Genomic DNA, 13,775 nt, shown 5'->3' on the forward strand with positions numbered 1-13,775 from the left:
TTTACCCGAAAATATCGGCGCTAAATTTAGCTTTTAAAAACTATTTTCACACTTTTCTTTTGCATACAACACATATTTTAAGAATAAATTTAAACAGAACGATGAAAAGATTTTTAGTGCTGGGAGCTTGTGTCATGCAGCTTTTCACCGCGAAAGGGCAACAGAAAACCAATCCTGAAGACATTAAAGAAAAAATGCAGTGGTTTGCCGATGCCAAACTCGGTATCTTCATCCACTGGGGCATTTACTCAGTCAAGGGCGTTGACGAGTCCTGGTCTTTCCACAACAGAAAGATCCCCTACACCGACTACATGCAGCAGCTGAAAGGCTTTACAGCCAGCAACTACAATCCGCAGGAATGGGCAGACCTCATCAAAGAATCCGGCGCCCGCTACGCGGTAATGACCACCAAACACCACGATGGCGTGGCTTTGTGGGACACCCGCTTCAGCAAACTAAACACCGCTAAAAGCACTCCTGCAAAGAGAGATGTACTCACCCCACTCTACGCTGCATTGAGGCGCAATAGCATCAAATGTGGCGCCTACTTCTCCCTGATAGACTGGAGCCATCCCGATTACCCGGGATTCCTGAAAGACAGCAGCCGCTATGATGCCAGGAAAGACCCTGCAAGATGGCAGCGCTTCCTGAAATTCTATGAAGGTCAGATGGCTGAAGTGATGAACAACTTCAACCCTGACCTCTGGTGGTTTGACGGCGACTGGGAGCATTCTGCTGAAGAATGGGAAGCAGCCAAAATGCGTAACATGCTTACCACGCACAATCCCAACACCATCATCAACGGACGCCTGCAAGGATTTGGCGACTACGATACACCAGAACAAAACTTCCCCGTTACACGCCCGCATTACCACTGGTGGGAACTGTGCATGACCATTAACAATAACTGGGGATGGCAGCCACAGGACACTAACTGGAAGACACCCTACGAAATCATCACCATCTTTGTGGATGCAGTAAGCAATGGTGGCAACCTTCTGCTCGATATAGGTCCTAAAGCTGATGGCTCCATCCCTGATGAGCAGGTGCATGTGCTGAAAGAACTGGGCGCCTGGAATAAAAAGAACGGTGAAGCGATCTTCAATACAGTGGGCGGTATACCGCAAGGCCACTTCTATGGCCCCACCACGCTCTCTAAAGATTCCAGTACCCTGTATCTCTTCCTCCCCGGCAAAACCAGCGGACAAGTAATGATCAAAGGTCTGGACAACAAAATACAAGACATCACCGTAGTAGGCAATGGCACTAAACTTACGCATAAAGTAGTAGGAAAAATATCCTGGAGCAGCGTACCCGGTCTGGTATACATTGATGTACCGGAGAATGTGCAGGATAAATACGTGACCGTGCTCAAAGTGAAACTGGACAAGCCTGTTAAGCTGTATCGCGGTAAGGGAGGATTCCTCACCGGCGGATGATAAAAAAGGTATCAGCTTTTAGTATTTAGCGTCATTAAATACTAAAAGCTGATGCCTAAAAGCAATTTTTATGGATACCAGTTACAACAATATCACCCTCGACCATTTCACCACAAAGTGGCTGCCTGCCGGTATAGAAGCTGCCATACTACGCCTGGACAAACTGCATCCCGGGATCTCCGGTAACAAATGGTTTAAGCTGAAGTATAACATTGAAGCCGCCCAGGTAGCAAATGCACGCGGCATCCTTACTTACGGCGGCGCATACTCCAATCATATTGCAGCCACTGCTGTTGCATGCATGGAAGCTCATATTCCCTGCACGGGGATTATCCGCGGGGAAGAAAATAATGCAGGCAGCAATCACACCCTGCAAATGGCTGCTGCAAATGGCATGCAACTGGTGTTCGTTTCCCGCGAGGAATACAGAAACAGGAACGCCTGCACGAAATGGGAAGCACAGTATCCCGGTTTCCATATCATTCCGGAAGGCGGGCACAATGCAGCCGGTGCAAAGGGCTGCGAAGAAATTCTCTCCATACATTCCACTCAATCGTTCACTCACATACTCTGTGCCGCCGGCACCGGTACTACGCTTGCCGGACTTGCCAACAGTGCACTCCCCCATCAGCAGGTAACAGGCATTGCCGTACTGAAGGGCGCACAATACCTCGATGCCGAAGTGACGAATCTGGTGAAACCCGGTCATACCGACCACTGGCAGCTGTTATACAACTACCACGGTGGCGGGTATGCTAAAACCTCTCCGCAGCTGATAGATTTTATCAATAGTTTTTATGCAGAAACCGGTATTCCAACAGATATTATTTATACAGGCAAACTTATCATGGCTTTCCATGAATTATTGTCGCAGCACCACTTTCCGGACAATAGCAAAGTATTGTTAATACATACAGGCGGGTTGCAAGGCAATCTTTCGCTACCTTCAGGCGTTCTCTCCTTGTAAAAACTGTTCATTATATTTGAACCGTAGTGTATTTTTGCCAACTTTAAGAGATCATGGATTTTTAGTATGAAGCAGATAGCTCGTATATCTTTTGTTATAGGATTTTTTATATTGACAGCATTAGCATCAAAAGCCCAGGAACAGGGATATATGCCTCCGGTACTGCCGGCTTTCAGTGCATCCATTAAAACAGGGAAGATACAACTGGATTGGATCTCCGGTTTTACAGAAGTTAAAGAGATCGGTGTTCAGCGCTCGCTGGACAGCGTACTGAACTTCAACACTATTGGCTATGCCAGCTATCCTACACAAACGCGCAATGCCTACCTCGACAATAAACCATTGCCGGGCAACAACTACTACCGCCTCTTTATACTCTTTAAGAATGGCAGGTTCATGTATACTAAAGTGATGCTGGCCCTTCCGGACAGTACTATCCGTGCCGATCAGAAACTGGAGTACACAGATATCAAAGACGCTTCCAAAGCGCTACGCGGGAAAGAAGAAGAAAACGTTGAAAAAGTAGCCTGGCACCCTTCCAACTTTATCTATACTACAGCAGACGGTAATATAAATATCAAGGTGCCGGATGCACTACAGAAGAAATACGCTGTGAAGTTCTATGAATCCAATGGCACTTTCCTCTTCGATATAGAGCACCTCAAAGGCCCCTTCCTCATACTGGAAAAGGCCATATTCATGCATGCGGGATGGTTCAACTTTGAATTGTTTGAAGAAGGTAAACTGAAAGAGAAGTGGAGTTTCTTTATTCCGCTGAACTATAGGCAGTAACGGTTTCCGCTTCAAACACGGCCGCAAAGTGCTTTACCAGCCTTGCTTTCACTTCTCCTATAGATACGTCATGTCCTACTTCTTTATGGAGGGAGGTTACCTGTTTGTCTGCAATACCGCAGGGAACAATGTTACTGAAGTAATCCATATGGGTATTCACATTCAACGCAAAGCCATGCATAGTGACCCATCGGCTGCAACGCACGCCCATGGCGCAAATCTTGCGGGCCCTTCCTTTGTCGTGCGGGTCCAGCCACACGCCTGTTTCACCCGCTGACCGGTCTCCGGTTACGCCATATTCCGCCAGCGTGCGTATGATCACTTCTTCCAGGCAACGCAGGTATTTACCTATATCTGTAAAAAAATTCTCGAGATCAAGTATCGGATAGCCCACTATCTGGCCCGGACCATGAAAGGTAATATCCCCACCCCTGTTGGTGGGTACAAAGCTGATACCACGCTCTTCCAGCTGCTGCTCAGTAAGCAACAGGTGTTCCATATGACCGCTTTTGCCAATTGTATATACAGGAGGATGTTCGCAAAACAGGAGGTAGTTGGTAGTGGGTCTGGGATGCTCTTCCGGGAACTGCTGTTTCAGCTGTACATTTGCTTTCAGCAACTGCTCCTGGTAATCCCATGCCTGCTGATAGTCAATAATACCAAGGTCTTTCAGTATAATCTCTTGCCTGATCTTTTCCATATGCGCAATGTTGCCAAAGCAACGGTGTAAAGGTAACTCAATGTTTGCTTATACGCATACTGTCCGCCTTTACTGCCGTTCCTTTGCCTGAAGCCTCCTTTTGTTTTACCTTTGCCCAAACTTATATTGATGGCTGAAGATATGCTGGAACTGGAAGATGAGCTGGAAAACGGCGATGGCAGTGAAGAACTGTATGAAAAGATCAACATGGTGGTAGACAAGGGCCAGGAGCCTTTGCGCATCGACAAGTTCCTGACCGCGCGTATAGAAGGCGCTACCCGCAACAAGATCCAGAATGCGCTGGATACCGAAATGGTACTGGTAAACGATAAGCCGGTAAAGTCCAACTATAAGATAAGACCGTTGGACAGAATCGTCCTATATTCCAGTAAAAGCCCGGAAAGCACTGAAGTAATACCGGAAGAGATTCCCTTGAATATAGTGTATGAAGATGAGGATGTGATGGTGGTAGACAAACCTGCCGGCATGGTGGTTCATCCTGGATGTGGCAACTACACCGGCACCCTGGTGAATGGCCTCTCCTGGTACCTGGGCGACAAAACCCAGCCAACGGAGCCTGCCATCCCACGTTTCGGACTGGTGCACCGGATCGATAAAAACACCAGCGGCCTGCTGGTGGTGGCCAAATCGGAGAAGGCCATGACGGACCTTGCCAAACAATTCTTTGATCACACCGTACATCGCAGGTATATAGCGCTGGTATGGGGCGATTTTGAAGAAGAGGAAGGCACTGTGGTAGCCCATGTGGGGCGCCATCAGCGGTTCCGTAAGATCATGGATGCCTATCCCGACGGCGAGCACGGCAAGGAAGCTATTACCCACTACCGCGTACTCGAACGTTTCAATTACGTAACAATGGTGGAATGCAGGCTGGAAACAGGCCGCACCCACCAGATACGTGTCCACATGCAGCACATCGGTCATTCACTCTTCAATGACGATACCTATGGTGGCAACCGTATTGTGAAAGGCACCATCTTCGCCAAATACAAACAATTTGTGGAAAACTGTTTCACCATCATGCCGCGTCATGCATTACATGCGCAGCAGCTTGGCTTTATACATCCCCGCACCCGCAAGCAGCTTTACTTTGAAAGCACGCTCCCGGAAGACTTCACCACTGTGCTGGAAAAATGGCGCCGCTACTCCTCCGCAAGGCCTAAGGAAGACGAACTGCCCGATAAACCACTGAAGTGGGAATAAACGTTAAGTTTTAAGCACGCAGCTGTTAGCATTATTTACCGAAGGCTGACAGCTGCATACTTAAAACTTAATAGTATTATTAATATTAATTTACATATATTAGCGGGCATTACCATGTCATCACATGAGGCTCCTTCAATTGCTCCGTACTATCTTAATATTTATATCGCCAGCGCTGCTGGCGGGTTTAGTAATACCCCAGCATGTAAAGGCAGGCAACCGTGCCACCGCTTTTACGGCTTCTACCACTTGTCTCAACGATACTGTAAATTTCAGAATCACCAACCCTACGGGTATTGATTCCGTAAAATGGTATTTCGGCGATCCTGCCTCCGGTGCCAGAGATTCGTCTGTGAACAGGCGACCCTGGCACGTTTACACAGCCACAGGGACTTACAACGATACGCTGATCTGCTGGCGCAACGGCATTCCAGACACCACCATACAACCCATTACCATTGTAACACCGGTGGTGGCGGATATCGGACCCGATAACCTTACACTCTGCCAGGGCGGTACCACTACACTGTTTGCGCCGGATATACCAGGCGCCACCTATCTGTGGCAGGATAGCTCCACGGCATCATCCATCCTCGTGGATACCTCTGCTACCTACAAAGTGAAGATCAACGGTTGCCTGGTACGCGACTCCGTAAACGTTTTCTACACACCCATTCCCAAAATAGATCTGGGCCCTGATCTCACCTTATGTACCGGTGAACAGATCATGCTCGATGCCACTGCACAGAACTGCACCTATCAATGGAGCACCGGAAATACAGAACCAACGCAGGATGTACGCACTTCCGGCACGTATCGTGTTCGCATTTTTCCAAAAGGGTGCAGTGAGATTGATGATGAGGTAACCATTACTTTTACCGGTCCGCAATACCCATTTTCATTGGGTCCTGATACACTGATGTGTCCGGGCGAATCCATCACGCTGGCGCCCCGTGTGCCTGAGGCTACCGCCTGGAAATGGAGCACCGGCTCCACGGCTCCCTCCGTGACCATCAACTACCAGGCTAATGTATGGGCAATGGTGGAGATTAATCATATCTGTAATGTGATAGATACCATCTTCATCAACTTCAATCGTCTCAAAAAACTCAATCTCGGGAATGATACCACTATCTGCAAAGGCAACTTCCTTGTCCTCTCCGCCGATTTCGGCAATGGACAGTACCGCTGGCAGGACGGATCAGACCAGGCTACCTACTATGTTACTAAACCTGGCAACTATTATGTGCATGCACAGATAGGCCGCTGCGAATCCACTGACACCATCCATGTATCCTTTGTTGATACGCTGCGGGCAAGGCTCGGACCTGATACATTACTCTGCAGGAATGAAGTCCTCCTGCTAAGACCGGCAGGCATCGGAGGCGGAACGTTCAAATGGCAGGATAGCACCAGCGTTCCCGTATACGCAGTTACGCAGCCCGGCTACTACTCAGTTTCTGCTTATAATGAATGTGGCAAAACCACAGACTCCATCGTGGTGAAGTATCACGACTGTGCTTGCGCCGTGAATTTCCCCACTGCCTTCACACCCAACGGCGACGGACGGAACGATTACTTCAGGCCGGTCTACCGCTGTCCTATCTACCAGTATACGCTCAGTGTTTATAACAGATGGGGGGAAAGAGTATTTTATACCACCGATCCACAGATTGGCTGGACTGGCCGCGTGAACGGCAATACTGCCGACATCGGTACTTATGTATGGATATTGGATTACAAAGAAGTAGATACCAAAATAGCGGTGCACAAAACAGGCACCATTACACTGCTGAATTAAATTAAAACCTAGTTGGCGGCCTTAAAATCGTAGAATTTTGCCGTAAATGACGCAGTTTCCCGTTTTTTGAAAGGTACATTCCAGGTACCGTCATAAGCAACCAGTGCCGGTATCAGCAGGCCAAACTGTTTGGTCATCTGTACATTCATCTTCACATTGAAATCAAACAGCAGCGTTCTGTAGGAAAGCGCATATTTCCGGCCTACGATCTCAAAATTATCTTTGTTGAAATAGGTGATCAGTTCATCTATCACTACTTCAGCGCGGTCTATACGCCCCAGGTCTTGCTTGGCTTTGGCGGAGAACACGTAGCAGGGGGTGCCATCCACATAATTCTCAGCGGTAATGGAGAAATCGTAGAAGCGGATCACATCAGGATTAAAGATAGCCACCTTCTGCCCCACGATAGGCACACCTTTGATAGGCTTGCCGGGGTTGAATATAAGCTGTTTCAGCTGTGCCTTATGTTTGGCGAGGCTGCCGCCGGAGTTATCCGGTGAATCGCCGTTGGCGTCAGAGCATATGGTACCTTGTGTGAAAAAGAGATTGGCGTACAGTTCTGCAGTATAATAGTTGTAATTGCCCTTACGGGTATAAAAATCACCAGTTGTTTTTTCATTCAGCACTTTCATACTGCGGCATCTTCCGGTAACTTCCTGGCGGGTAGTGCTTTTGAGGGAGGCCTGCGGTGCGCCATGCTTATCGGTGATGCGGATGTCATTCTCAGCGCTGAAACTGATGATATGCAGATTCTTAAAAGCACGGTAAAAAGTAGTGTCTTCTTCCACTCTTTTGATGAAGCTGTTAACGTCAAAGCCTATACGCTTTGCGGCAACGATTACTTCGTCAAGGTTTACAGTCATTCCTTTATATAAGGCTGTATCCTGGGCATGCAGGTTCAGGTTGAACATCAAACAAGCCACTACGGTAGCGGCTATACTTTTCCAAAAATGCGACATACCTGCAATTTAGGGAAATAGACAGTAAAAAGAGCCGTCAGGGTTTAGCTTTTAGCCGTTAAGGACCTGTTAAAAAATCACAGCGAAAACGACGGCGGACCTTTCATCTGCCATCATTTTCGCTGTGATTATATGCTAAAAGCCAATTGGCTGATAGCTATTCAACTCATCCAGGAATTTTCCCGGCCACATACATCTGATCCATTGTCGGAGATACCGCACCACCTTTCTTCTCGAGGGTAACTGCGAACATCTGCGCTTTGCCGGTAACCTTCATCTTCTGCAGCACTTTAGCTGTATCGCCCATTTCAAACACACCCATATCCACAGGTTTGCCGTCGACGATGGCCCACAGCTGGTATTGTTTGTCGGCAGCAGGTTCCGGCAGGTTGTTAACCTTCAGGTAAACCTGTTGGCTGCCAGGGTTCCAGAATACAGTAGCCAATGCTTCAGGGAATGGTTTTGTACCAGGCAGTTTAACTTTTAATACATTGGGGTCCTGGATCACATCCAATGACTCCTGCATTTGCTCTAACCGCGTTTTGTAGTCGTTGCTTTTTGAGAGGATGGAGTTCTGGGACAATAGCAAAGACTCATATTTGTCTTTGTATTCTCTGAATTCCTTGTAGCGGTTGAAGAACACATAGTTCAAAATAAGGCTGATCACCAGCAGCAACGCGGCTAGCGTAGCGATCAGTTTCCAGGACATGCTTTTTGTTTCTTTCATGGACTCTTTTTTTGGTTGATGCAGGGGCTGGTCGGATAGAGAGTTACCGTCCTGCAAATCGGATACATTATTGATTTGATGAAATAAACTTGTTTTGGCGTCGTCACGGGGCTTCATCGCCTGGAGGCTCACATAATTTTCCATATTGCGGCGGTATAACTCCACCGCTTCTTTTACTTCCGGAAAGGTTTGCATGGCAGCTTCCAGCTCCCTTGCTTCCTGTTCAGTGGCGATACCTGTAACATACAGCTCGATCAGTCCGGATGATATGAAGTCCTGTGCGTTCAATGGGATGGTATAGGTTATTTGTTTAAGATATTTCTCAATTGCTGGATCGTGTTACGGATTCTTGTTTTAACAGTTCCCAGCGGTATTTCAAGAATGTTGGCAATTTCTTCGCGCGTACAACCTTTATAGTAAGCAAGATCAATCAGGAGGCGCTGCTCTCTTGTAAGGGATTCCAGTACTTTGGCAAGGCCTACATGATCGATGTAGGGATATACGGCAAGATGGCTGTCTGTGGATGTTTCATCTGTAAGATGCAGGCTTTTGAGATCTGGTTGATGGGATTTTGTACGGAGCATATCGATGGCCGTGTTACGGGTGATGTTAAGCATCCACGTAAAGAGGCGGCCCTTATTCTCATCGTACTTGTCTGAATAGCGCCATATCTTCAGAAAAACATCCTGCAGCACATCACTAACGTTGTTGTCATTATTCAGCACTCTCACTATCACGCCGTAAAAAACGGGTGAATAATGATCATACAGGTAGCTGAAAATTTTCTGATCATGGTCGCGTAATCCGCGAATCAGTTCGGCTTCTGTGTATGTGGCAGAATATTCCACAATGCTGAGGGTATAATGGTTTACGAATAAATTACAGGTAACTTCATCACACGACATAACACTACAAGGCAAAAAGATTGGGCTGCAGACCGCGAACTTCTACTTCGTCGGTCTGGTTGCCATACACAACTGGTCCAAAGAGGGGCTGGTGCTTCCACCTGTTTTCTCCAGGGTTATTGCAAAGGCCTGGACATCGGCAATGGGTTTCATTTGCTGGAGCTTACCGGCAAGAGCGGCGCCACTCTCAAATACGCCGGCATCGACCAGTTTTTTATTGAGTACTGCCCAGAGCTGGAACTGTTTGCCTTCAGGAGGAACAGGCATCAGCTGCGCGATCAGAAACAGCATATGCGTCTGGGGATTCCAGCAGACAGTAGCAACATAATTGCTGAAACGGCCACTCCCTTCCAGTCTGAACTGGCGGTAAGCGGGGTCTTTGAGTATGGCCGGTTCTTTTTCAACAAGTGGTTGACTGGTCAATGACTGTTGTGCCTTCTCTGCCTCCAGTTTTTCCCTGGCGGCAATCAACGACTTGTATCGGCTTTTATAATCGGTGGATCGGTTGTAAAAGAAGAAGTTCATGAAGACGCTGCCCAGCAAAAGTACTACTATGGCGGCAGCAAGGTATTTCCAGATATGGTCTCTTTTCTTTTTGGGAGATTGTAGCTTCACAACCGGGGTATGCTTGCCATTCCGGGCCTTCCCATTCACTACGGGAGCGACTGTACGAAGCTCTGCTGGCAGCAACTGATGGCCATTGGGCGTGTTTTCATGTCTGAGTACATCCAACATCCTGTCTTTGATAGCCACGGGCGGCACAACAGCAAAGAGTTTCACAAATTTCGCCTTGTCCTCCTGCAGGGCATCCACAGCGGCTTTCACTTCGGGGTATTGAGACGCAATCGATTCTATCTCCTCCTGTTCAGGTGATGACAGGAGGCCGAATACGTAGCTTTCAAGGATACCAGATGATATGTAGTGTTGGACATCCACTTATGTCACAATTGTTTTAACAAAATTCTCAATTGTATAATAGCATTGCGCATCCGCGTTTTAACGGTGCCCAGAGGTATATCCAGAACTTTTGCAATTTCTTCTTGTGTACAGCCTTTAAAATAAGCAAAATCGATTATCGCTCTTTGGTCTTTAGGAAGACCATCCAATACTTTTGTCAGTCCGAGATGATCCACTGGAAGATGCACAGCCAGCTGGGGTTCATGCATGAGCGAGGTGCTTGTTACATCCTGAACTTTAAGTTCCAGTTTGTGAGCCTTGGATCTCAGGCTATCTATCGCAGTATTCCTGGTAATATTGAGCATCCAGGTGAATAAACGGCCTTTGGTAGCATCGTAGCGGTCTATATTACGCCATATCTTTATAAACACTTCCTGCAACACGTCTCCTGCAGAAGCTTCATCCGTAACGATCTTGAGCGCTACTCCATACAATGCGGGAGAGTAATGGTCATACAAATAGCTGAATACTTTTTCATCCCTGGCCTGCAGGCCATGTACAAGTTCTAGTTCAGTATATGTTATGGTGGCTCCCAAGATGGATACGGATGTTGTCTTTATACTACCAAAATAACGGGTTTTCTTTACATTACAAAATTATTTCCTATTTAGGGAACATCATCCTGTAATCCACTCTTATTTTGCCCTTGGTAATATCGTCCAACTTGCTTTTCAGCATTCTGCGCTTCAACGGTTTCAGGTGATCTATGAACAATTTTCCGTCTATATGATCATATTCATGCAGGATCACGCGGGCAGTAACGCCGGTGAAGGTTCTCTCCTGTGGTTCAAATTGCTCATTTACATAACGAAGCGTAACGGTTTCGGCACGGTTCACATCTTCTCTCACCTTCGGAATGCTCAGACAGCCCTCATTGTAAGCCCAGTCTTTTCCACCTGTTTCCACAATATGCGCATTGATAAACACTTCCTTGACACCGTTATCGCCAGGATACTCATTCTTTTCGTCGTCTTCAAGGTTGTTGATAATCTGTTCGCTGTCCACTACAAACAGGCGGATAGCCTTATTTACCTGAGGTGCAGCAATACCTACGCCATTGGAGGCGTACATGGTTTCCCACATGTTGGCAATCAACTCTTTCAGTTGGGGATAATCCGGCGTAATGTCCTCTCCCACTTTCCTTAATACCGGATGTCCGTAAGCAACTATTGGCAAAATCATAATCTTGTTCTTGGTTTAATCCGCAAAGATAACCATAAAATATTTTGGGATTCAGGGATTTTGAGATGTAGGAATTTTATAAATGCGGCAGAGATTACGTTTTGCTGGACAATATTTGGGGATCTCCGCTGCATTTATAAAATTCCTACATCTCAAAATCCCTGAATCCCAAAATATTTACGCTTTATGCTGAAGATATTCCTGTAATATAATTGTAGCGCTGATCTCATCAACCAGGGCCTTATTTTGGCGGTCCTTTTTCTTCAGGCCGCTGTCGATCATCGTCTGGAAGGCCATACGGGAGGTGAACCGCTCGTCCACCTGTTTAATGGGGATATCCGGGAAGTTTTTTTTCAGGATACGTACACATTCCTTCACCAGCGCGGTAGCATCGGTGGCCTCACCCCTCAGGCTTTTGGGATCACCGATGACAATAGTTTCTACTTCCTCGGCGGCGAAATATTTTTTAAGAAACGGGATCAGTTCATGTGTAGCTACCGTAGTGAGCCCACTGGCGATCAACTGTAAAGGATCTGTCACAGCCAGTCCCGTTCTCTTCTTTCCGTAATCTATTGCCAGTATGCGGGCCATGAATATTGTTGAATTTATTAATGTTGATATGTTAATATCTTACCGATAGATGAGCATGTCACTGATGGCAAAAACCGCAAACACCACACTGGCAATACCATTGGTAGTCATGAACATGATATTTACCTTGCTGAGATCATCGGGTTTTACCAGCAGGTGCTGCGACACCAGCATCGCCACAAACACAGCAGCGCCGATCCAGTACAGCCAGTGAAAATGACCGGTGATCCCGATCGTCACCACTAATGCTGCCGTGATTACATGCAACAATTCAGAAAAACGCAGTGCGCCTGAAAGTCCCAGCCATGCCGGGATAGAATTCAGCTGCTGTGATTTGTCGAAATCTTCGTCCTGCAGGGAATAAATAATGTCGAATCCAGACACCCAGCAAAGCACCAGGCACGACATCAGCACAGGAAGCAGCGCAAAATGGCCGGTAACCGCCAGAAATGCGCCGATCGGGGCCAGCGAAAGGCCAACACCCAGCACCAGGTGACACAGGGCTGTAAAACGCTTGGTATAGCTATATCCCAGCACCACCAGCAACGCTACCGGTGAGAGATAAAAGCAAACGGGGTTTATGAACCATGTAGTACCAATAAACAGGATCACATTCATGATAATAAATACCATCGCATTACCGCGGGAAATAACGCCAGCGGGAATCTCCCTTTTAGCCGTGCGCGGATTCAGCCGGTCAATGTCCACATCCAGCCAGCGGTTGAACGCCATCGCTGCACTACGGGCAAATACCATGCATAGCACCACCAGCAGAAACAGGCGCCAGCTGAAACTGCCGCCACCGATAGTAGTGGCCATAAAAAAACCGGTCAATGCAAAAGGCATGGCGAAGATGGTATGGCTGAACTTCACCAGCGATAAGTATTTATTGATAGTAGAGAACATGAATGACAATAGCTTTTATGTTTTAGCTTCCCCGTTTTACCCGGAAACAGACTTCAGTTTTACAAATATATCCCAAACTACAATACCGGTGCTGACAGAAATATTAAGCGAATGCTTCATACCCAGCTGCGGGATCTCGATACATCCGTCCACCACCTTCATCAGGTCTGTATCCACACCGCTTACTTCGTTACCAAAAACCAGCGCCAATGGCTGATCTGCAGGTGGTACAAACAAATCCAGTGAAGAGCTGTTCACCGCCTGTTCAATAGCAAGCACCCGGTAGCCTTCTGCTTTCAACTGATTCACAGCATCCATAGTCGTGGGGAAATATTGCCACTCCACCGTTTCCGTTGCTCCCAGCGCTGTTTTGTGAATATCGCGGTGCGGAGGTACCGGTGTATAGCCGCACAATGCAATGCCCTGTAACAGGAAAGCGTCTGCCGTACGGAAAACAGATCCTACATTATGCATGCTACGGATATTATCCAGCACCAGAACGATGGGCGTTTTATCGGCCGCCCTGAACTCGGCCACTGTTTTACGGCCCAATTCATCCATGCTTAACTTTCTCATTACCCGCAAAGGTAATCAGATGATCTGAGTTTTATATATTTGCGGAATG

15 protein-coding genes are annotated in these 13,775 nt (G+C 47.2%); 5 read left to right on the top strand and 10 right to left on the bottom strand.

Annotated elements, in window-relative coordinates:
• The first annotated feature begins 101 nt into the window (after nucleotides 1-101).
• The 3 genes from VM802_RS30175 (at nucleotide 102) to VM802_RS30185 (ending at nucleotide 3,198) form a co-directional block, all read left to right on the top strand.
• A complete protein-coding gene (locus VM802_RS30175; RefSeq protein WP_325537879.1) occupies nucleotides 102-1,439 on the top strand; it encodes an alpha-L-fucosidase in 1,338 nt (445 codons plus the stop codon).
• Nucleotides 1,440-1,509: 70 nt separating this feature from the next.
• The gene (locus VM802_RS30180) at nucleotides 1,510-2,406 is read left to right on the top strand and encodes a 1-aminocyclopropane-1-carboxylate deaminase/D-cysteine desulfhydrase (protein ID WP_325537881.1); all 897 of its coding nucleotides are present in this window, start codon (nucleotides 1,510-1,512) and stop codon (nucleotides 2,404-2,406) included.
• 66 nt (nucleotides 2,407-2,472) lie between these two features.
• Nucleotides 2,473-3,198, top strand: coding sequence for a hypothetical protein (locus VM802_RS30185; protein ID WP_325537883.1), 726 nt, complete (start codon nucleotides 2,473-2,475; stop codon nucleotides 3,196-3,198).
• Here the strand turns inward: VM802_RS30185 and lipB are convergent.
• On the bottom strand, nucleotides 3,173-3,898 hold the full coding sequence (gene lipB / locus VM802_RS30190; protein ID WP_325537885.1) for a lipoyl(octanoyl) transferase LipB: 726 nt from the start codon (nucleotides 3,896-3,898) through the stop codon (nucleotides 3,173-3,175). The genes VM802_RS30185 and lipB overlap by 26 nt on opposite strands.
• A 129-nt stretch (nucleotides 3,899-4,027) precedes the next feature.
• Here lipB and VM802_RS30195 point away from each other — a divergent pair, with 129 nt between their 5' ends.
• Both VM802_RS30195 and VM802_RS30200 read left to right on the top strand, forming a co-directional pair.
• Nucleotides 4,028-5,122 (top strand): RluA family pseudouridine synthase, encoded by a 1,095-nt coding sequence (locus VM802_RS30195; RefSeq protein ID WP_325537887.1) that lies wholly within the window; start codon nucleotides 4,028-4,030, stop codon nucleotides 5,120-5,122.
• Nucleotides 5,123-5,246: 124 nt separating this feature from the next.
• Nucleotides 5,247-6,923, top strand: a complete 1,677-nt coding sequence (locus VM802_RS30200) for a T9SS type B sorting domain-containing protein (protein WP_325537889.1) — start codon at nucleotides 5,247-5,249, stop codon at nucleotides 6,921-6,923.
• Between the two features lie 8 nt (nucleotides 6,924-6,931).
• Here the strand turns inward: VM802_RS30200 and VM802_RS30205 are convergent, their stop codons facing one another.
• The 9 genes from VM802_RS30205 to VM802_RS30245 form a co-directional block, all read right to left on the bottom strand.
• Complete coding sequence (locus VM802_RS30205; RefSeq protein WP_325537891.1) at nucleotides 6,932-7,882, bottom strand: hypothetical protein; 951 nt, start codon at nucleotides 7,880-7,882, stop codon at nucleotides 6,932-6,934.
• Between the two features lie 166 nt (nucleotides 7,883-8,048).
• Nucleotides 8,049-8,897, bottom strand: a complete 849-nt coding sequence (locus tag VM802_RS30210) for an anti-sigma factor (protein ID WP_325537894.1) — start codon at nucleotides 8,895-8,897, stop codon at nucleotides 8,049-8,051.
• A gap of 14 nt (nucleotides 8,898-8,911) precedes the next feature.
• The gene (locus tag VM802_RS30215) at nucleotides 8,912-9,457 is read right to left on the bottom strand and encodes an RNA polymerase sigma factor (RefSeq protein WP_325537896.1); all 546 of its coding nucleotides are present in this window, start codon (nucleotides 9,455-9,457) and stop codon (nucleotides 8,912-8,914) included.
• Between the two features lie 99 nt (nucleotides 9,458-9,556).
• Nucleotides 9,557-10,450: an anti-sigma factor gene (locus tag VM802_RS30220; RefSeq protein WP_325537898.1), complete on the bottom strand. Its 894-nt coding sequence runs from the start codon at nucleotides 10,448-10,450 to the stop codon at nucleotides 9,557-9,559.
• 5 nt (nucleotides 10,451-10,455) lie between these two features.
• Nucleotides 10,456-11,007 (bottom strand): RNA polymerase sigma factor, encoded by a 552-nt coding sequence (locus tag VM802_RS30225; RefSeq protein WP_325537900.1) that lies wholly within the window; start codon nucleotides 11,005-11,007, stop codon nucleotides 10,456-10,458.
• A 67-nt stretch (nucleotides 11,008-11,074) separates the two neighbouring features.
• On the bottom strand, nucleotides 11,075-11,653 hold the full coding sequence (def, locus tag VM802_RS30230) for a peptide deformylase (protein ID WP_325537902.1): 579 nt from the start codon (nucleotides 11,651-11,653) through the stop codon (nucleotides 11,075-11,077).
• Nucleotides 11,654-11,830: 177 nt separating this feature from the next.
• Complete coding sequence (gene ruvX, locus VM802_RS30235; RefSeq protein WP_325537904.1) at nucleotides 11,831-12,244, bottom strand: Holliday junction resolvase RuvX; 414 nt, start codon at nucleotides 12,242-12,244, stop codon at nucleotides 11,831-11,833.
• A gap of 39 nt (nucleotides 12,245-12,283) precedes the next feature.
• On the bottom strand, nucleotides 12,284-13,150 hold the full coding sequence (locus VM802_RS30240; protein WP_325537906.1) for a UbiA-like polyprenyltransferase: 867 nt from the start codon (nucleotides 13,148-13,150) through the stop codon (nucleotides 12,284-12,286).
• A 36-nt stretch (nucleotides 13,151-13,186) separates the two neighbouring features.
• Complete coding sequence (locus tag VM802_RS30245) at nucleotides 13,187-13,726, bottom strand: RNA methyltransferase (RefSeq protein WP_325537908.1); 540 nt, start codon at nucleotides 13,724-13,726, stop codon at nucleotides 13,187-13,189.
• Nucleotides 13,727-13,775: the final 49 nt, after the last annotated feature.

The organism is Chitinophaga sp. (assembly GCF_035538455.1).
Classification (GTDB): domain Bacteria; phylum Bacteroidota; class Bacteroidia; order Chitinophagales; family Chitinophagaceae; genus Chitinophaga.

What these genes read in the sequence shown, in the direction of transcription:
- VM802_RS30175 (WP_325537879.1), top strand. Translation starts at nt 102, where the DNA reads ATGAAAAGATTTTTAGTGCTGGGAGCTTGTGTCATGCAGCTTTTCACC.
- VM802_RS30180 (WP_325537881.1), top strand. Translation starts at nt 1,510, where the DNA reads ATGGATACCAGTTACAACAATATCACCCTCGACCATTTCACCACAAAG.
- VM802_RS30185 (WP_325537883.1), top strand. Translation starts at nt 2,473, where the DNA reads ATGAAGCAGATAGCTCGTATATCTTTTGTTATAGGATTTTTTATATTG.
- lipB (WP_325537885.1), bottom strand. Translation starts at nt 3,898, where the DNA reads ATGGAAAAGATCAGGCAAGAGATTATACTGAAAGACCTTGGTATTATT.
- VM802_RS30195 (WP_325537887.1), top strand. Translation starts at nt 4,028, where the DNA reads ATGGCTGAAGATATGCTGGAACTGGAAGATGAGCTGGAAAACGGCGAT.
- VM802_RS30200 (WP_325537889.1), top strand. Translation starts at nt 5,247, where the DNA reads ATGAGGCTCCTTCAATTGCTCCGTACTATCTTAATATTTATATCGCCA.
- VM802_RS30205 (WP_325537891.1), bottom strand. Translation starts at nt 7,882, where the DNA reads ATGTCGCATTTTTGGAAAAGTATAGCCGCTACCGTAGTGGCTTGTTTG.
- def (WP_325537902.1), bottom strand. Translation starts at nt 11,653, where the DNA reads ATGATTTTGCCAATAGTTGCTTACGGACATCCGGTATTAAGGAAAGTG.
- ruvX (WP_325537904.1), bottom strand. Translation starts at nt 12,244, where the DNA reads ATGGCCCGCATACTGGCAATAGATTACGGAAAGAAGAGAACGGGACTG.
- VM802_RS30240 (WP_325537906.1), bottom strand. Translation starts at nt 13,150, where the DNA reads ATGTTCTCTACTATCAATAAATACTTATCGCTGGTGAAGTTCAGCCAT.
- VM802_RS30245 (WP_325537908.1), bottom strand. Translation starts at nt 13,726, where the DNA reads ATGAGAAAGTTAAGCATGGATGAATTGGGCCGTAAAACAGTGGCCGAG.